The sequence below is a fragment of the Gelidibacter salicanalis genome (assembly GCF_016469035.1).
Lineage (GTDB): Bacteria > Bacteroidota > Bacteroidia > Flavobacteriales > Flavobacteriaceae > Gelidibacter > Gelidibacter salicanalis_A.
On sequence record NZ_JAEHJZ010000025.1, the window covers coordinates 35,496 to 55,132 of the forward strand.

Annotated in this window: 17 protein-coding genes; 7 read left to right on the forward strand and 10 right to left on the reverse strand. The window is 37.6% G+C overall.

From position 1 onward, the window contains the following. Positions 1-30 precede the first annotated feature (30 nt). Entirely contained in the window at positions 31-1,179 is a 1,149-nt protein-coding gene (locus JEM65_RS10625) for a heparan-alpha-glucosaminide N-acetyltransferase domain-containing protein (RefSeq protein ID WP_233530613.1), read from the forward strand. Here the strand turns inward: JEM65_RS10625 and JEM65_RS10630 are convergent. The 3 genes from JEM65_RS10630 to JEM65_RS10640 form a co-directional block, all read right to left on the reverse strand. Next, positions 1,176-2,129 carry a phosphoribosylaminoimidazolesuccinocarboxamide synthase gene (locus JEM65_RS10630; RefSeq protein WP_199599224.1) on the reverse strand — a complete coding sequence of 318 codons (954 nt, stop codon included), beginning with the start codon at positions 2,127-2,129 and terminating at the stop codon, positions 1,176-1,178. The genes JEM65_RS10625 and JEM65_RS10630 overlap by 4 nt on opposite strands. Positions 2,130-2,244: 115 nt before the next feature. Beyond that, positions 2,245-2,748, reverse strand: a complete 504-nt coding sequence (locus JEM65_RS10635; RefSeq protein ID WP_199599225.1) for a hypothetical protein — start codon at positions 2,746-2,748, stop codon at positions 2,245-2,247. Positions 2,749-2,939: 191 nt separating this feature from the next. Continuing rightward, positions 2,940-3,896 carry a PhoH family protein gene (locus JEM65_RS10640; protein ID WP_199599227.1) on the reverse strand — a complete coding sequence of 319 codons (957 nt, stop codon included), beginning with the start codon at positions 3,894-3,896 and terminating at the stop codon, positions 2,940-2,942. A 210-nt stretch (positions 3,897-4,106) separates the two neighbouring features. Here JEM65_RS10640 and JEM65_RS10645 point away from each other — a divergent pair, with 210 nt between their 5' ends. The 6 genes from JEM65_RS10645 to dnaN all read left to right on the forward strand — a co-directional run bounded on the left by JEM65_RS10645 (position 4,107) and on the right by dnaN (position 9,636). Next, positions 4,107-4,940 carry an SAM hydrolase/SAM-dependent halogenase family protein gene (locus JEM65_RS10645; protein WP_199599228.1) on the forward strand — a complete coding sequence of 278 codons (834 nt, stop codon included), beginning with the start codon at positions 4,107-4,109 and terminating at the stop codon, positions 4,938-4,940. A 158-nt stretch (positions 4,941-5,098) separates the two neighbouring features. After that, a complete protein-coding gene (locus JEM65_RS10650; RefSeq protein ID WP_199599229.1) occupies positions 5,099-5,395 on the forward strand; it encodes a putative quinol monooxygenase in 297 nt (98 codons plus the stop codon). 16 nt (positions 5,396-5,411) lie between these two features. After that, the gene (gldF, locus tag JEM65_RS10655; protein WP_199599230.1) at positions 5,412-6,122 is read left to right on the forward strand and encodes a gliding motility-associated ABC transporter permease subunit GldF; all 711 of its coding nucleotides are present in this window, start codon (positions 5,412-5,414) and stop codon (positions 6,120-6,122) included. Between the two features lies 1 nt (position 6,123). After that, positions 6,124-6,618: a hypothetical protein gene (locus JEM65_RS10660; RefSeq protein WP_199599231.1), complete on the forward strand. Its 495-nt coding sequence runs from the start codon at positions 6,124-6,126 to the stop codon at positions 6,616-6,618. Next, positions 6,605-8,275, forward strand: coding sequence for a gliding motility-associated ABC transporter substrate-binding protein GldG (gene gldG, locus JEM65_RS10665; protein ID WP_199599232.1), 1,671 nt, complete (start codon positions 6,605-6,607; stop codon positions 8,273-8,275). The genes JEM65_RS10660 and gldG overlap by 14 nt, the downstream gene beginning before the upstream one ends. Before the next feature lie 242 nt (positions 8,276-8,517). Further along, entirely contained in the window at positions 8,518-9,636 is a 1,119-nt protein-coding gene (gene dnaN, locus JEM65_RS10670; RefSeq protein ID WP_199599233.1) for a DNA polymerase III subunit beta, read from the forward strand. Positions 9,637-9,706: 70 nt separating this feature from the next. Here the strand turns inward: dnaN and JEM65_RS10675 are convergent, their stop codons facing one another. The 7 genes from JEM65_RS10675 to JEM65_RS10705 all read right to left on the reverse strand — a co-directional run bounded on the left by JEM65_RS10675 (position 9,707) and on the right by JEM65_RS10705 (position 19,619). Further along, a complete protein-coding gene (locus JEM65_RS10675; protein ID WP_199599236.1) occupies positions 9,707-10,045 on the reverse strand; it encodes a DUF4870 domain-containing protein in 339 nt (112 codons plus the stop codon). Positions 10,046-10,112: 67 nt separating this feature from the next. After that, on the reverse strand, positions 10,113-12,401 hold the full coding sequence (locus tag JEM65_RS10680) for a TonB-dependent receptor family protein (protein WP_199599238.1): 2,289 nt from the start codon (positions 12,399-12,401) through the stop codon (positions 10,113-10,115). A gap of 5 nt (positions 12,402-12,406) precedes the next feature. Further along, a complete protein-coding gene (locus tag JEM65_RS10685; protein WP_199599240.1) occupies positions 12,407-13,699 on the reverse strand; it encodes a PQQ-dependent sugar dehydrogenase in 1,293 nt (430 codons plus the stop codon). 127 nt (positions 13,700-13,826) lie between these two features. Beyond that, positions 13,827-14,831 carry a LacI family DNA-binding transcriptional regulator gene (locus tag JEM65_RS10690; RefSeq protein WP_199599242.1) on the reverse strand — a complete coding sequence of 335 codons (1,005 nt, stop codon included), beginning with the start codon at positions 14,829-14,831 and terminating at the stop codon, positions 13,827-13,829. Between the two features lie 88 nt (positions 14,832-14,919). Beyond that, positions 14,920-15,678 (reverse strand): glycoside hydrolase family 16 protein, encoded by a 759-nt coding sequence (locus JEM65_RS10695; RefSeq protein WP_306465088.1) that lies wholly within the window; start codon positions 15,676-15,678, stop codon positions 14,920-14,922. Next, positions 15,675-17,972 carry a beta-glucosidase BglX gene (gene bglX / locus JEM65_RS10700; RefSeq protein WP_199599244.1) on the reverse strand — a complete coding sequence of 766 codons (2,298 nt, stop codon included), beginning with the start codon at positions 17,970-17,972 and terminating at the stop codon, positions 15,675-15,677. The genes JEM65_RS10695 and bglX overlap by 4 nt, the downstream gene beginning before the upstream one ends. Continuing rightward, positions 17,973-19,619 (reverse strand): glycoside hydrolase family 16 protein, encoded by a 1,647-nt coding sequence (locus JEM65_RS10705; RefSeq protein WP_199599245.1) that lies wholly within the window; start codon positions 19,617-19,619, stop codon positions 17,973-17,975. It lies immediately after the preceding gene. Positions 19,620-19,637 lie beyond the last annotated feature (18 nt).

Genomic DNA, 19,637 nt, shown 5'->3' on the forward strand with positions numbered 1-19,637 from the left:
AGTTACTAATTTTGGATTTTAACATTATATTTGCATTTACTAGCCAAAACCTCATTGAAAGCAAACCGACTTTATTTTATTGACGCTGTCAGGGCGTTTGCCATTTTAATGATGCTTCAAGGCCACTTTGTGGACACGCTATTAAACCCGATTTATAGAGATGATTCTTATACGGCCTATACAGTTTGGTCTTATTTTAGAGGGATTACGGCGCCTACATTTTTCACCATTTCAGGATTAGTATTTCTTTATTTACTACTAAAAGCCCACGCAAAGGGGAGTGATAAGCAGCGTTTGCGAAAGGGCGCTACACGAGGGTTGATGTTAATTGGGATAGGATATGCGCTCAGAATTCCATTTTTTTCTTGGTTAAAGGGTGATTTTGACTCCTATTTTTTGGTGATTGACGTCCTGCAGTGCATTGGTCTGTCTTTACTTCTATTGATTGGATTTTATTTATTGTGCAGAAGAAACAGCACGATACTTTCTGTAGTATTACTGAGTATAGGCTGCGTTATTTTTGTTACGGAGCCCCTGTACCGGAGTTCGACTTTAGAGAACGTACCTGTAGTTTTGGCCAACTATCTGAGCAAGTCCAACGGAAGCGTGTTTACCATATTGCCATGGTTTGGCTATGTGGCCTTTGGCGGATTTTTTGCGACCCTATTTTTTAAATATTCCCATAAGCAATACTTTAGACAGATTACACTATCCGCTTTTTTTGCATTAAGTTTTATTCTGCTGTTCTATTCAACACAAATATTACAACAGTTGTTTGTTTTTACTAATGTTGAATTGTTTGAAAGAGCCGCCAACTATAATTATCTATTCTTAAGATTGGGGAATGTGATGTTGTATTTCGGGTTCTTTTACCTGCTAGAACGGTTTATGAAACAGTCCATTGTCACCCGAATTGGCGAGACCACACTGAATATTTATGTGGTCCATTTTATCATCATCTACGGAAGTTTTACGGGTATTGGGTTAAAACACTTTTACTACAAATCATTAGAACCTTGGGAAGCTGTTTTTGGTGCGTTGACGTTTATAGTGGTGGTGTGCATCATAGTTTTCCATATCGGAAAAACCAATGCATTTATCTACAAATACCTCAGGAAACTTTTGCATTTAATTAAACCCTCAGAAACCACCGTTAAAGAGAACAACGAAGAGCTCTAGACATGTTCAGCTAAAAAATGCTCCACATTTGTTTTGATACGCTCTTGTATTTGATTCACATCAGCCTTTACGAATGGTTCTCCCATTATATTTTCGTAAAGTTCAATGTAGCGATCAGAAACGGTTTCAATATAGGCATCACTCATTTCAGGTACAGATTGGCCTTCGAGACCTTGAAAGCCATTAGAAATTAACCACTGACGCACAAATTCTTTCGATAATTGTTTCTGATGTTCTCCGTTATCTTGACGATCTTCATACCCATCTGCATAAAAATATCTAGAGGAATCAGGCGTATGGATTTCATCAATCAATACAATTTTTCCGTCTTTTGTTTTTCCAAATTCATATTTGGTATCCACTAAAATCAGGCCTCTGCTTGCTGCAATTTCAGAACCTCTTTGAAAAAGTTTTCCGGTGTAATCTTCTAAAACTACATAATCAGCTTCACTAACAATGCCGCGTTTTAAAATCTCTTCTCGTGAAATATCTTCATCATGATCGCCCATTTCAGCTTTTGTAGCCGGTGTAATAATAGGCGCCGGAAACTTGTCATTTTCTTTCATGCCTTCTGGAAGCGCCACACCACATAACATCCGCTTACCCGCCTTATATTCGCGTGCTGCATGACCGGCCATATAACCCCGAATCACCATTTCAACTTTAAAAGGATCGCACAAATGACCTACCGCAACATTTGGATCTGGTGTAGCAATCAACCAATTTGGCACCAAATCTTGCGTCTGCGCCATAAACTTGGTCGCAATTTGATTAAGAATTTGACCTTTATACGGAATACCCTTAGGCATGACCACATCAAAGGCACTTAATCTATCTGTTGCAATCATGACCAATAAATTGTCATTGATATTGTAAACCTCTCTGACCTTGCCTTTGTAAAGTCCTTTTTGTCCTGGAAAATTAAAGTTGGTGTCTGTAATGGTATTCATTTTGGCAAATGTTTTAGCTATGTTATGTCCTACAAAAGTAAGTGTATTGAATAGTACATTGCAAAAAAAAAGAGCAGTAAAAACTGCTCTTTTTAAAATATTTAGTGTTTTCTACTTAAAACCTCAGGTTATATGTCGCACCAATGCCAAGGACTCTAATATCCAAATCATTTTCAGCAAATGTGTTTTGGTAATACGCGAAGAAATTCCAATCGTCATTATGATACCCAATTTGAGGGTTTACATAAAGTCCACCTTGGTTGTTATCACCGTTCATTAAGAAGCCGTAACCAAAATCAGTCCCAAGAAACAATCCTGTTTTTTGAAAATAATATCTCGCAAAACCTGCTGCTGGAATAATACCAAAATCGTCTACACCATCTTTACCAAATAAATGTGTGTATCCGGTTGCGATACCAATACCAAAATTAGGGGTGACCAAGAATTGACCTTTTAAATCCAGTCCAAGCGAAAAAGTAGATAGGTCATCAGCATCACCCATTGGTAATCCTGTGTTCAATCCAACCTTCAACCATGAATTTTTTGATGTAATGTCATCATTTTGTGCAAATGTTGATCCTACTACCAACAATGCAAATACTAAAATAAGTTTTTTCATATTTTTAAATAATTTTTAAGTTAATCCATCTGCACAGTCAAAACCTGTACCAATATTGCGTTTTAAAACGCCAATTACCTAAAAAATATTTAAAGGGTTGATATTGATATTATTAAAAAAACAAAAACCCGACATGTCAGTCAGGTTCTATGTTATAACACTATACCAATTATCTAAACGCTATTAAAAACTTATGATTCGTGATGCTCAATACTTTTATAGGCTTCAATGATTTTTCTGACCAATTTGTGACGTATGACATCCGTTTCATCTAAAAACACCATCCCTACACCATCCACATTTTTCAGAATCAAAAGCGCTTCCTTTAAACCAGAAGTAGTACGTCTTGGCAAATCAATTTGTCCAGGATCTCCCGTCAGCAAGAATTTGGCGTTTTTCCCCATTCGAGTCAAGAACATCTTCATTTGATTGTGGGTGGTGTTCTGACCTTCATCCAAAATTACAAATGCATTATCTAGGGTACGTCCTCGCATAAACGCCAATGGTGCTATTTGAATCGTACCGTTTTCAATAAATTGCGCCAATTTTTCTGCAGGAATCATATCTCTTAAGGCATCATATAGTGGCTGCATATAGGGGTCTAATTTCTCTTTTAAATCCCCAGGAAGAAACCCTAAATTCTCACCTGCCTCCACGGCTGGTCTCGTTAAAATAATCCGTTTGACTTCCTTATTTTTCAACGCCTTAACTGCTAAGGCAACACCTGTATAAGTTTTTCCCGTTCCGGCAGGGCCAATAGCAAACACCATATCATGTTTGCGCATACTTTCAACTAATTTGCGTTGATTGACGGTTTGTGCCTTAATAATTTTGCCACCCACTCCGTGAACTATAACTTCATTGCTCTTTTCTGTTGTTGTATAGTCTTCACTGCTGGCGCTCGTTAAGACCTGCTCTATCGCATTCTCATCAATTTTGTTATACTTGGTATAATGCTCAGTTAACATGGTCATTCGCTTGTCAAATTCTTCCAGCACATCTTCTTCGCCGTAGGCTTTTATTTTGTTGCCTCTAGCCACGATTTTTATTTTTGGAAAATATTTTTTAAGTAGTTCAATATTAACGTTATGTGGTCCAAAAAATTCTTTCGGAGCAATTTCTTCTAATTCTAATATAAGTTCATTCAAAAGCTGTGGGATTTAATAAATTAATCTCTTAAGTTTTATTAGTTTTGTGTGGACAAAAAATGTCTCATAAAATTCACGCTACTATACAAATCTAACTGAAAATTTTTACAAAATTTTATCAAAACTTATAATATATAGTTTTTTTTTCAATAGTTATAAGAACATAACAACAACGTGAAAAACAACGTATAGAAGAATAATTAAAAGTACATGGCAATCATTACATTAACTACTGATTTTGGAGAAAAGGACCACTTTGTTGGCGCCATAAAAGGATCTATTTATAGTGAACTTGAAGATATCAAGATTGTGGATATCTCTCATGCCATTTCGCCTTTTAATGTTTTGGAAGCGGCTTACATCATACAAAACGCCTACAGCAGTTTCCCAAAGGGTTCGATCCATCTGATAGGAATTGATTCTGAATTAAACCCTGAAAACAAACATATTGCCGTAAAATTGAACGATCATTATTTTATTTGTGCCAACAATGGCATTATGAGCATGATTTGTAATGAAATTACCCCAGAAAAAATCGTTGAAATCAACATACATGATAAGATAGAGACTAATTTCCCCGTGTTGGACGTGTTTGTCAGAGTGGCCTGTCATATTGCCCGTGGAGGCACCTTAGAAGTTGTAGGGAAGGTGATTTCGGAAATTAAGCCCATTAAAAATTTGAATCCGTTTGTTAATGAAGACAAATCTCAAATTATAGGTAGCGTTATATATATAGACAATTATGGAAACGTGGTGACCAACATACGTCGTAAGTTTTTTGAACAGACACAAAAAGGACGTCTTTTTGAAGTGTCAGCGCGGAGTTATAAATTTAAGGAAATTCATAACAAATACAGTGATATTGTGAATTATGACATGCCGGAAGAAGACCGTCAAGATGAAGGCCGCGGATTGGTCGTATTCAATTCGTCCGATTATTTAGAAATTGCCATCTATAAAAGTGATTTGGCCACCGTGGGAAGTGCGTCAAGTTTAATGGGCTTACAGATGCGGGATACGGTGACGGTGAATTTTTTGAAGTGAGCGGTTTTGATTGAAGATTGCTGATTGATGATTGTTGATTGAAGATTGTTGATTTTTGGAGCAATGAATACTGAACACTGAACACTGAACACTGAATACTGAACACTGAGTACTGCCAACTGAAGACTGAAGACTGAAGACTAACTAAAACTAAATAAATGTTTGTACGAATTGTAAAAATGAGTTTTGAACCTTCAAAAGTTGAGGCGTTTTTAGACTATTTTGAAACTAAAAAGGAATTGATCAGAGGTTTTGAGGGCTGTACCTTTTTAGAGCTTTACAGAGACACCAACAATACAAATATATTTTTTACCTATAGTTATTGGAACGCTGAATCCGATTTGGAAAATTATAGAAACTCTGATCTCTTTAAAAATGTTTGGGCAACTACTAAGCAATTTTTTAATGATAAACCAGAAGCATGGAGCGTAGATAAAGTGGTATCACTTAAATAATTTACAACTTATATAAATGTTTGCAATACTTAAAAAAGAAATCAATTCCTTCTTTGCATCTCCAATAGGCTATTTGGTAATCGCGTTGTTTTTGGTGTGCAACGGACTTTTTCTTTGGTTATTTAAAGGCGATTTTAATATTTTGGAAAGTGGTTTTGCGGAGTTAACGCCTTTTTTCCTTTTAGCACCCTGGATTCTTATTTTTTTAGTGCCTGCCGTAACCATGCGTAGTTTTTCCGATGAGAAAAAACAAGGCACTTTAGAACTTTTAGTGACCAAACCGCTATCCCATTTACAAATTGTATTGGGTAAATATTTCGGCACCCTAATATTGATTGTATTAGCTTTACTGCCTACCTTACTCTATATCATTGCTCTTGACAATTTAAAAATGAGTACGAATATTTTGGACTATGGCAGTATTATTGGATCCTATCTTGGACTGTTCTTTTTAGTGGGGGCATATACCGCTATCGGACTTTTTGCCTCTACCCTATCTGACAACCAAATTGTAGCGTTTTTAAGTGCGGTCTTTCTCTGCTTTTTCTTTTACTTTGGTTTTGAAGGCCTTTCAAATTTGAGTGCTTGGCCCTTAGAATCATTGGGGATGGAAGCCCATTATAACAGTATAAGCAGAGGGGTTTTAGATACCAGAGATCTGCTCTATTTTGTTAGTATTTCAATCTTTTTTATTGCTTTGACCCAATTCAACATTCAAAAAACATAATATGATCATCACGCCATTCCTTGTTGTCCTTTTAATTATTGTATTTGTATTGACCTATCTGTTTGTAAATACAATCGATAAGCGGCTTTGGATTACCATTCCATTGAGCCTTATTTTAACGCCCTTCATTTATTTTTATGCGTTTTACCCGTTGATCAACATCTTTAGCAGCTATCACCACGAAAAATATTTTGATTCCGAAGTGTGGCACAAGAATCCTTCATTCCGTTACGAAATGTATGATAATATCATTGCAACAGATACCTTAGTGGGAATCTCCAAGCCAAAGATCAAAGAACTTTTGGGCACCTATGAATGGTTGAGCTGGGATGATGAAAAAGATGGTCACGATGCCAACCGTTGGAATTACGGTCTGGGTATTTTACCAGGCGCTTTTAACAGCAAATCTGAAGCGATGGAAGTTGTATTTGATAATGATACGGTCAGAGCGATAAACACCTATAAAATTACCCTTAAAGTAGATGCTAAAAAATAAATCCATTCTTATTAAAATTATGATGCTGTTTGTTGCACTGCTCGCTCTCAATTGGGGAGGCACAATGGTTTATAAACGGTTTGACCTGACCCAGAATAAGAGGTATACACTTTCTCAATCGGCTTTGGCAACGGTTAAGCATGTTAAATCGCCCTTAATTGTAGATGTGTTTTTGGAAGGCAACTTCCCGTCAGAATTTAGACGCTTAAGAAATGAAACTGAGCAATTGCTGGAGGAGTTTGCCTTAGACAATGATCAGATTATAGTTAATTTTATCAATCCGCAAGAAGATCAAAAGTTACGCGACAACAATATTGAACAGTTGGTACAACGCGGTTTAGAACCTTTGCAATTGAGTGTCAATAACAATGGTAAGACCTCTCAAGAATTGATATTTCCGTGGGCATTGGCTAGTTATAATGATCAAACGGTTAAAATCCCTCTGATCAAAAATAAAATTGGGGCTTCACAACAAGAGTTGGTCACAAATTCCATTCAACATTTAGAATATGCCTTTGCGGAAGGATTTCAGAAACTCGTCACCCCAAAGAGTAAAAAAATTGCCATTTTAAAAGGGAATGGTCAATTGGGCGACGCTTATGTGGCAGATTTCCTTCAGGCCATTAAAGAGCATTATTTTCTGGCGCCATTCACTCTAGATAGTGTGGCTACAAATGCAGAAGGCACTTTAAACAAACTAAATACATTTGATTTGGTTATTTCTGCAAAACCTACCCAAGCATTTTCAGAAGCAGAAAAACTGGTATTGGACCAATACACCATGAATGGCGGAAAAAGTTTGTGGCTTACCGAAAGTATTTTGATGGATAAAGACAGCCTTTATAATGATGAAGGTCGCGGAATAGCCATGAGAAATGAACTCAATTTAAATGATTTCTTTTTTTCTTACGGTGTACGTATCAACCCCGTTATTGTAAATGATATGTTCTCTGCCCCTATCACCCTAGCAATGGGCGAAGGTAGTAATGCACAGTTTCAGCCTATAAAATGGCCATATTCGCCATTGGCAGCAGGTAATCCTGAACATCCAATAACCAGTAACTTAAATTTGGTGAAATTTGATTTCGCCAGCCAATTGGACACCTTGAAGAGTAGTACCAAAAAAACAATCCTTTTACAGAGTTCCAAACTCACAAAATTGGAAGGGGTTCCCAAAGAAATCTCTTTGGCAATCGTGACGCAAGATCAAGATCCTGCCACCTTTACTCAAGGACCACAAACCTTGGCAGTGTTAATGGAAGGCGAATTTACGTCGGCTTACAAAAATCGAATTAAACCCTTCACAATGGCGTCTTATAAAGACAGTAGTCCTAACACCAAAATGATTGTGATTGCGGATGGTGATGTGATTAAAAATGACGTTATCAAAAACAAACCTCAAGAATTGGGTTTTGACCGTTGGACAGGACAAAATTTTGGCAATAAAGAGTTTTTGACCAATGCCGTAAATTATCTTTTAAACGACGATGGTTTGTTGAATGTCAGAACCAAAGATATCAATATTGCATTTTTAGATGCTGAAGCTACGGCTGAGAATAAAACCCTGTGGCAAGTACTCACCATTGCGCTACCACTTTTACTTCTGGCCATTTTTGGTGTGGTCTTTACTTATATCAGACGTAAAAAATACGCTTAGAAAATTACCGTACTTTTTGTAAATTTGAATAAAATGACAAGGGAAGACTGAGTTTCATAGCGCATAAAAAAAGTGCAATTCCCCTAATTTTAACCACTGCGGAAATAATTTATGAAAAGCTTCAATGAAGCTCAACATATGCACAAACTGTTAATAAAATTGTATAAGTTAGGCCTACGAGTATCAGTTTAAACAAATATATTTGCTTTGTCTAATATCTAACATACAAAATAAACACATACATGAAGTTTATCGTATCAAGTACCTATTTACTCAAACAATTGCAAGTATTGGGAGGGGTCATAAACAACTCAAACACCTTACCTATTCTGGATAACTTTTTGTTTGAACTTAATGATTCAAAGCTCACTGTCTCCGCTAGTGACTTAGAGACCACCATGTCTTCTATTATCGATGTTGAGAGCACAAGTGTTGGGAGTATAGCGTTGCCGGCACGTTTGCTATTGGACACTCTTAAAACGTTTCCTGAGCAACCCCTTACCTTTGTGGCAGAAGCTAATAATACGGTTGAAATCAGTTCCAATCATGGTAAATACGCTTTGGCGTATGTTGATGGCAATGAGTTCCCTAAAGCAGTAGCGCTAGAAAACCCTAGTACTACAACGATTATGGGCGATATTTTGGCAACAGCAATCAGCAAAACAATTTTTGCTGCAGGAAATGACGATCTACGCCCCGTAATGAGCGGCGTGTTTTTTCAGTTCTCTACTGAAGGACTGACGTTTGTTGCCACTGACGCGCATAAATTAGTAAAATATACTCGGGAAGATGTGACTGCAAATCAGGTAGCCGAATTTATAATGCCCAAGAAACCGTTAAATCTGTTAAAAGGGATTTTAGCCGGTAATGATGATGCGGTTACCATTGAATATAACGACTCCAACGCAAAATTTACTTTTGAAAATTCCGTGTTGGTATGTCGCTTGATTGACGGGAAATATCCTAATTACGAGGCGGTGATTCCTAAGGAAAATCCGAATAAATTGACCATTGACAGAAACCAATTCTTGAATTCTGTTAAGCGTGTTAGTATTTTCTCTAACAAAACCACCCATCAAATTCGATTAAAAATTGCGGGAGCTGAATTGAATATTTCTGCAGAAGATATTGACTACAGCAATAAAGCAGAAGAGCGCCTAACATGTGATTACCAAGGTGATGATATGCAAATAGGATTCAACTCGCGTTTCTTAACAGAAATGTTGAACAATCTTGGTGCCAGTGAAGTACAACTGGAAATGAGTTTGCCAAATCGCGCAGGAATCTTAACACCTATTGATGGCTTAGATGAAGGTGAACGCGTTACCATGTTAGTAATGCCAGTGATGTTAAATAATTAGAACGACATAATTGAATATAAAAAACGCCTACTCTAAAAAAGTAGGCGTTTTTGCTTTATCTAATGATTGTTTAACTAATAAAATTAAAAGATAAAGGGTATGTAGGTGTTTCCCCATTGCTGGCTTTAATAGCATTTATAATAGGAAGCACTATGGCCATAATTCCCAACACTATAAATCCTAAAAGCCCAAGTCCGAATAATAAAATTAGGGGTACACAAATAATACAATAAACGATCAAACTCAATTGAAAGTTGATAATGTTTTTTCCGTGTTCCTCCATTTCATAGACTTTTTCCTTTTGTGTAACCCAAATGATCAAGGGCAGAATTAAACTTCCAAAACCTGTTACTAAGGTTACTAATTGACTTAAATGGGTAATGACGATTAATTGTCTGTCTTCTCTCATGATGATTTGTTTTTTGATGATTGATGTATCTATATGACGTTCAACAATCAAAAATGTTACACAAATCTTAAAAGTGGTAGTTTAATGAAACGCCGCCATAATAATTCCGTGGATTTCCTGGGTAATAATATCGCGGTTCAGAATTATTAAAACCTGTAGCATTTATCAAAATAGATGATGCGTATGTCGTGTCTGTCACATTATTCACTCCAAAATTCACTTTATATCCCAGCTTTTTAAATAGTTGACCGGAATATTTCAGTTTCAAATTTAAAAGGTTGTAACCATCACTGTACAAACTGTTGGCATCGTTCATAGGCATTTCTCCAACATATAAATGATTTAAAAATAAAGAGAGTTGCTTCCTATTGAAGGCAATTCCCGAGGCCACTGTTACCTTTGGAATGCCCGTAAGATCCTTTCCAGAATAATCAATATCCTCGTTTACAAAGTCTTTAAACTCATGCCAGTTAAAGGAGGCATTGACATAAGGCGATATATTAAAATCATCAGTGACTAGAAACTTAAAATTGGTTGAAACTTCCAAGCCTTGGTGTACGGTACGCCCTGCATTTCTGCCAATATATTGATCGTCTCCTACGCGTTGGGCCACCAATAAATCTTTGATGTCTAAAATATAGTACGATGTTAATATATGCCAGCGTCGTTCAAAAAAGTAAGCTTCCGTTCCTAGTTCATAATTATAGCCCTTTTCTGGACTAATTTCAGGATTAACCATACCTTCCGGCGTTAAGGTCTCTTCCAAACTCGGATAATTGAACCCATAACTCACATTGGCAAAAAGTTGTTGCTGAGGATTGACTTGATAGGACAGGTTGACATTGGGCGCGATGATAGGGTCAAAATTCCTTGAAGCACTTTTATTTGCCTCTCCAAAGTTATACTTGTCTTGAAAACCGTAGGTTGCCTTGTTATAATTCACCCCAAATTGAAGGGTTAATTTTTCTGCTATAGGAAGGGTCAAACTAGAAAATAGATTCATCTTTTTTCTGATTTCTTCGTTTTCACTCAGTAATTCACCTTCCAAACTTCCCTGATCGTTGTTAGTTGCATAAAGGTTCTCGATGGTTTTCCACTGATAGTCATCTTTAAACAGTTCTGTGCCAAAATCCCATGTGGCCTGTTGACCTAAAACGACAAACGTGGTGGTAAAAACGGATCGCAAGCCGAGGCCCTCAGTATATTCATCCAGAATATTAAATGGTCTGGGTTCATAATGGTCCGTATAGGTATAAAATAGGCTTGTGGTATTCTGAAAGGTTTCAGAGAAATTATGGTTCAGACTCACGCCTGCCAAATTTTGTTTATCCGCTTCATATCCTTGGGCTTTAGACCAGGTGAAGGCTGCCTTTGATGGATTTTCCAAATAATCGGTCCTTCCAATGGAACTCGGAATTTGTGCCTGATAATTGGTGTGATTGAGCACGATTGACATTTGGGTTTTGTCGTTTAATTTATAACTCGAATTTACAAAATAGGAGTTTTTATTATACCGACTGTTATCGCGATACCCATTCTGTTCCAAATGGTCATAGGCCACATGCAGAGTAATGTTTTTATCAGAATAGTCAGATGACATGCTGCTTTTAAACAATCCGTAAGAACCTACAGTGCTACTGTTTTTAACAGAAAGTCCTTGCGATTTGGCATTTTTGGAATTTAACAATATCGTTCCGCCTAAATTGGTGCCGTATAATGTGGCTTTAGGACCTTTAATAACTTCTATGGATTGTAAATCTTCCGGATCGTAAACATCCAATGCTGTTTCGCCAACCCCATTGGTAATTGGGATTCCATTAAAATAGGCTTTAATTTTATTGGTACCATACAGCGTGCGTGAGCCCACACCCCTGATGGTGATTCGGTTGGTATTGATAGCGCCACTTTGAATGTAGACTCCTGCGGTTTGGTTTATAGCATTTACCAGCGCTACTGGACTTTGCTGATCTATGGCCTCACTCCTAATAAAGTTGGTAGGAATAATCACTTCACTTTTTATTTCTGAAGGCGCCATGAGTACTATGGTTTTTAGCTCTTCAATAGTGACGGAATCCTTTAGATGAAATACTTGATTGGCATCACGGAAGCGAAACGTTTCCGTTTGATAATGAGGATGCTCCAATTGAATCTCTAATGGAAGCTTCAACTGTTCGGGCAGTATAAATATACCTTCGTTATCTGTTTTTGAAATGACCCGATTCTCGTAAATTACAGCCACATTTTGAACCGGGCGTTGGAGTTCAGATTTAACGATGCCTTTTGTGTGTTGTGCGTACAATACATTAAAAAAAACGGTTATGAACATCATAACCGCTTGTATCTTAAAAAATTTCATATTCTCTATTGGGTCTTATAACTTACTTTCCAAATGGCGTTTCCAGAATCATCATTAACTAATAAATCGCCCTGTGGCGTTACAGTTACTGCTACTGGACGTCCGTATACATCAGTTCCTTCTTTATCGGCAATAAATCCTGTTAGGAAATCTTCAGGCTGTTTTGGTGTTCCATTTTCAAAAGGAATAAACACCACTTTATATCCTGACAATACGGAACGATTCCAAGAGCCATGTTGGCCAACAAAAGCACCATTTCTATACTTTTCCGGGAAGGCTTTAGCATCGTAAAAGGTGAATCCTAACGAAGCGGTGTGTGGGCCTAGAGGTACATCAGGAACAATTGATTTTGCCACCATTTCAGGGGCTTTGCCTTCTAAGCGTGGGTCTTCAATCTGGCCAAAATAAGAATATGGCCATCCATAAAATCCACCTTCCTTAACACTTGTTGCATAATCAGGAACCAATTCGTCCCCAAGTTCATCACGTTCGTTGATTGCGGACCACAATTCGCCATTGACAGGATTCCAATCCATACCAACCGGATTTCTCAATCCGCTTGCATATATCTTTTCATCAGAACCATCTAAATTAACCACCAAAATATTGGCGCGTCTTATTTCTTCCTCCATCCCGTGCTCGCCCACATTACTCGCCGAACCTACGGAAATATAGATTTTATCTTGAGCAGCATTGGTAATGATATTTCGGGTCCAATGGTTGTTATACCCACCAGCTGGTAGCGACAGAATTTTCTCGCCTTTTACATCTTTTAATGACGTCTGATTGGTTTTATAGGGATATTTATACAGTCCGTCCGTATTGGCTACGTAGAAAAAGTTATCAATGATCAACATGCCAAAAGGCTGATTAAGACCCTCAAGAAAGGTTTCCCGAACCTCAAATTTACCGTCATTATTTTTATCTCGGAGTACGGAAATTTTACCGGATGATTTTCCTGTAGAAGCTTCACTCACAAATAAATCGCCATTGGGACCAAAATAAGACCAACGCGGATTATCAAAACCGTCCGCATATTTAGTTACGGTAAATCCTTCGGGTGCGGTTGGCAGGGTGTTTTCAGGCCAATCAACCAGAGTGTTTTGTTTTGCTACGGATTCGGTTGCGTAGGGCGCGGCCAAAATTAATTCGCCAACAGCAGTCCTTACAGTATCGCCCGTGTGCACTTTTTGTTGTTGAACCTCATTGGTTTTTTCCATCTTCTTTTCTGTGTCCGATTTACAGGACGCCAGAAGGAACAGGCCAATAATACTAAATGTTTGAATGTATATTCTCATAAAATTAGTTTTTCATAAAGTTAGGAATACTGGTATAAGTTCTGAACTCCATTAGATAAAATTGTAGCAGAGATGATCTTTTTTTTATTTGAAGTTTTTTAAACTTCATTACATAAGTCGTTGAAGATTATTTTGTCGTCCCCCTTAAAATCAAATTTGTTTTAATGGTTTTGGTAACGTGTGTAGTGGTGTTTTTTTTATTTAATCGATCAATCAAGAGCTCGACGGTAGCCTTCCCAATATCCATGGTATGCTGAGATATTGTAGACAGTTTGGGATCCGTAAAGACAAGCACATTCTCATCAGAAAAACCAATAATCGATAGGTCTTCTGGAACCTTAAAGCCTTTTTTTAAAGCTTTATGTAAGGCGACTACCCCAGAAGTATTGTCGATGGATAGGATGCCATCAACTTTTGGATTTGACATAAAAAGGTTTTCAATGCTTGCTTCCACATCATTATCTTTATTAACGTGGATGACGATTGGCGGTTGCTTATAATCGATATTTTCTTCCAAAGCTTTAAGATAGCCATTGGTTCTAAGTTTACCAACACTCAACTCCTCAATATCGCTTATAAGAACAATATGTTTACGCCCTTCACTTAACAAATGTTTGGTGGCTTCATAAGAAGCGCCAAAATCATCTATAATAACTTTATCGCAACTGAGATCAGCAACTCTGTCAAACAAAACAATAGGAATGTCCTGATCCAAAATAAGTGAAATATGATCCGTAGAATTTTTTACTTGTGTCTCTTCTGCTATCGACATGATAAATCCGTCAACGCTACCATTAGACAATACCTGCAGACTCTGTTCTTCTTTTTCAAGTAATTCATTGGAAACACAGGTGATAATACTAAAACCTTGTCTCGAAGCTTCCTTTTCAATTGCATAGAGCGCTTTCGCAAAAAAATGATTGAGCACATTTGGAATGATCACCCCAAACGTTTTTGTTTTGTTGCTTTTCAAACTCAAGGCCATTCGATTGGGCTGATAATTTAGATGTTTTGCCAATTCCTTAACCCGCTGAATGGTATCCTTACTGATTTCTTCACTGTTATTTAAGGCTTTAGAAACCGTAGACACTGACACATTTAATTGTTCAGCTAATTGTTTGAGCGTTACCATGGATGTTTGCAATTAAAAAGAGTACAAGGGATAAAAATACACTCTTTTTATATAATAAGCTATGTTAGCACATGTATTAGTGTTTCAATTATTTATAAATTTTAACATAGTCTATTAAAAATTGTTGCGGGAAGATCGTATCGTCTACTTCTGGACCACCAAAATTGCCACCAATAGCCAAATTTAAAATGAGATAATAAGGGTGATCAAAAGGCCACGTATTTTCGTCTTTTACTTCTGGTGAAAACGTATATACCAGTGCGTCATCAATATAAAACTTAATAAAATCTTTGGTCCAATGTGCCTTATACAGATGGAAGCCCTCTTCAATGTTTTCTGAGGTGGTTATCTTTGTATTTATGGATTGTCCATGGCTGTCAGGCGTGTGCAGCGTGGTATGAATTTCATGTGGATGTTTACCAACATATTCCATAATATCGATTTCACCAGACCTTGGCCAACCCACTTCTGAAATATTGCTCCCCAACATCCAAATGGCAGGCCAAATTCCTTTCCCTACGGCCAATTTGGCGCGAACCTCAACGGTCCCATATTGAAATTCAATGTTATCTTTTGTATTTATTTTTCCTGATGTGTAAGTCGCACCATCATATGCGGCAGTAATAACGAGATATCCATTTTGTATTTTCACATTGTCTTGCGTGTATATTTGACGCTCATTATTTCCCCATCCACATAAATTTGGACAGCCATCTCCCAATTCATAATTCCAAACGGTAGCATCTAAAGCATCTCCATTAAAGTGCTCTTCAAAAATGAGTTCTTGAGATTGGACAGTCAACGTGATAAGAAAGAGAACACAAAGTATCCTTAAAGTATTCATCATAATTCGAATTGAGAGGTTAAGGTGGCGTCAGAACTACCTCCAACAAAAATGCTAAAGGTTCCTGGTTCAACACTAAATTTTCCGTTGTTATTATAAAATCCTAATTCCTGATCTGTTAAGTTAAAGGTTATAGTTTTAGTTTCATTTGGTTGTAATTCTACTAATTCAAATCCTTTCAACTCTCTTACTGGTCGTGTCACGCTAGCAAATTCATCTCTTATATATAATTGCGCCACTTCTTTACCTTTAACGTTACCCGTATTGGTCAGATTGACAGAAACGGTAACAGTAGTATTTGAAGTTACATTTACTTTAAGATCACTGTATTCAAATGTGGTGTAGCTCAATCCATATCCAAAAGGGTACAATGGTGCATTACTTACATCTGTATAATGTGACCAAAACACTTCACCTGGTGCAGGTATTGTAGGTCTACCTGTACTTTTATGATTGTAATAAATGGGCACTTGACCCACATTTTTAGGAAAGGTCATCGGTAATTTACCGCTCGGATTATAATCGCCATAAAGTACTTGAGCTATGGCGTGGCCACTTTGAGTTCCTAAATGCCAGGCTTCAACTATAGCTGGAATATGTGCATCTGCCCAATTTATCGTTAAAGGTCTGCCATTATTGAGTACCAATACAATATTCTTATTGGCTTTATAAACCGTTTCCAATAATTCTTGCTGAACACCTGTAAGACCAATTTCAGAACGACTTCTACCCTCACCAGAATGCAAACCATGTTCTCCCAAAACCATGATGACCACATCTGCGCTTTTTGCAGCAGAAACCGCCGCAGCAAATCCGCTTTTCTCAGACACATTGATGGTCAATTCTTTAGGAAAGAGGGTTTCGCCCGTGACCACATCTGCGCCTTTTTCATAAGTTATGGTATTGCCCTTATACGCTTTTAATCCTTCCAATACAGATACGGCAGTACCGTCATCAGCAGCAATGCGCCAGCTTCCTAACGGACTCGTAGTGTCATCAGCTAAAGCACCAATCACGGCAATTTTTTGTCCATTCTTCTTTAGTGGTAGAAGGTTGTTCTCATTTTTAAGAAGGACTATAGATTTTTTAGCCATATCTAGAACGGCATCCATAATTCTTTTACTTCCGATGACTTCTTTTTCAACCGCTTCGTTACAATATTTATAAGGGTCCTCAAAAAGTCCCAATTCATATTTCACTCTTAAAATTCGCTTAACGGCATCATCTATCAAAGCCTCGTCAACCTTACCTTCTTTTACAAGTGTTGCAAGCTCATTAACGTAAGCGTAAGATTCCATATCCATATCAGCACCAGCTTTGATAGCTATCTCAGCAGCCATATTCCGATTTTCAGCATAGCGGTGGGCAATCATTTCATTTATAGAACCCCAGTCTGTCACTACAAAACCATCAAAATTCCATTCACCTTTTAAAATATCTCGTTGCAGAAAAGCATTACCCGTTGCAGGAATACCATTAAGCTCATTAAAAGCATTCATAAAAGTTCTTGCTCCAGCTTCTTTGGCGGCTTTAAATGGTGGTAAGATGATATTGTACAATGTTGATGTACCCACATCAACAGTATTATAATCTTTCCCATCTTCGGGAAATCCGTAGCCTACAAAATGTTTTGCGCAAGCGGCAATAGTATTGGCCAAAGCTAAGTCATCACCTTGGAAACCTTGAACCCTCGCTTTAGCGATTAAGGAACCTAAATAGGGATCTTCTCCTGCACCTTCCATGACACGCCCCCAGCGTGCATCTCGAGAAATATCAACCATAGGCGCGAAAGTCCAATTGATTCCTGATGCAGCAGCCTCTTCTGCGGCTACTTGTGCCGATAACTTTATGGCTTCCAAATCCCAACTTGCAGCTTCAGCAAGCGGAATTGGACTAATTGTTTTATAACCATGAATGACATCAAAACCGATAATCAACGGAATTCCTAGTCGGGTTTCTTCAACCGCTATTTTTTGAACTTTTCGTACATCCGTAACACCTTTAACGTTGAGCATTGAGCCCACCCAACCTTTTTTTAAATGTTCATACTTTTGAGCGGCGTCACCATTTTGAGGTACTGGTCCTGTAACATCCCAAAAGCCATTATATTGGTTCATTTGTCCAATTTTTTCTTCTATGGTCATTTTTGCCAATAGTGCATCTACCTTAATGGCGATAGAATCTTTTACCTCTGAAAAAACTGAATTTTGCTTCGTACTACGAGCCTTTGCTTCGCCACATGAAATCATGCTACTTATAATAACGGAAAAGGCTAAATATGTTACTAAATTTTTCATCTATTGGAATACTTTTACATAATCGATTTCTAATGTTGATGCCGTAAAGGCTGGGTCAATCGTACCTCCAAAATTTCCGCCCATAGCCACATTCAAGATTAAAAAGAAATCAGCATTGAAAGGCTTTGCTGCGGTATTTGGGAAGGTGTGATAAACGGTATCATCCACTAAAAATTTAATAAAATCCGCAGTCCATTCCACACTGTAAATATGAAACTCCGTTGATGCTGTAGCAACAGTAGTGCTTTCTGTTACGCCGTTACCTCCTGAATTTCCAGGAAAATGCAAGGTAGAATGAATCGTATTTTGATCATTACCTACATGTTCCATAATATCAATTTCACCACTAGCAGGCCAGGCATTAGTATCATAATTTGCACCTAACATCCAAATTGCTGGCCAAGTACCAGCACCTTTCGGGAGTTTGGCTCTCACCTCGACTCTACCATAAGTAAATTCAAATAAGTTTTCGGTTTTAATTCTTGAGGATGTATAATTTCCATTCTCAGCTTTTGCCGTAATCTTTAAGCTACCATCCTCCACTATTATATTACTAGGGCTATCTGTGTAACTTTGTGATTCGTTATTTCCCCAACCGTTGCTGCCTGTTCCTAAATCATAAGTCCAATTGGCAGGATTTGGAGCACCATTGGTGTTGAAGTTATCTTCCCAAATTAGTGTATTAAATATTGTAGTAAATTCATCCATAGCTGTCGCTGGCTCTTCGGAAGTTATGATAAACCACCAATTAAAACTGCCATTACCATCTGCTGTAGTCAAAATCAATTCATTTGGAACAGATCTATCAAAAATTCTATATTGATGTGAACCTCCTGTATAATAACCTATAAAACCAGTTCCAGATAATGTGATAGTCTCTGCTCCACCTGGTGCACTAATTTGATAATTATTAGTATAATCGTTATATGGATAATTAAATATATCATCACCGTCAGCTGTGCCACCAGGACCGTTTAATTCATCAATTAAACCTTTACGGCCAAAGACGGTGCCGCTTGCATCAGTTGTTGGATCATCATTGTTATTATTCGTTATATGTGTAAAAGTGCCATCACTATTAAAAATATAGCGATCATCATACATGCCTACACCAGCTTTTTCCTCAGGACCAGCGCCATACCATTCAGCAGGAATATTTCCACCAACAGGACCAAGTCCAAAATGACCAGCTTTTTCCGACTTAATACGCCAAGTCTTGCTACCATCTCCAAATAATTTTTGTAGTAAATCCGCTGGAGGTGTATAGTCAACAAAAACCTCCACGTCTATTGTGGTTGACGTTGAAATACCGCCAGTTCCATAGGCAACTACTGCAACTTGATACGTGAAAATTCCAGAATTTGCACTGGTAAAAGGTATTGAAGCGACACCATTGGGTGCTAATTGCTGACTTTCAGGAGTGACAAACTTAAAGGTTAATGCATTTTTAGCGCTGGCAGAAAACTTAACAACACCACTTCCATCACCAAAAGGGTTATCGGTATCCTTTCCAACAATTTCTGCCTGTACTTGTAAATCTGATGGTGCTATAATATCTCCTATGGAAACATCGTCTTCTTGACAACTTACAACTGCGAACGCAGTGAGTGCCATAAAATAGAAGCATATAGTTTTAAAATTTTTCATTATCTCTTTATTTAAAAT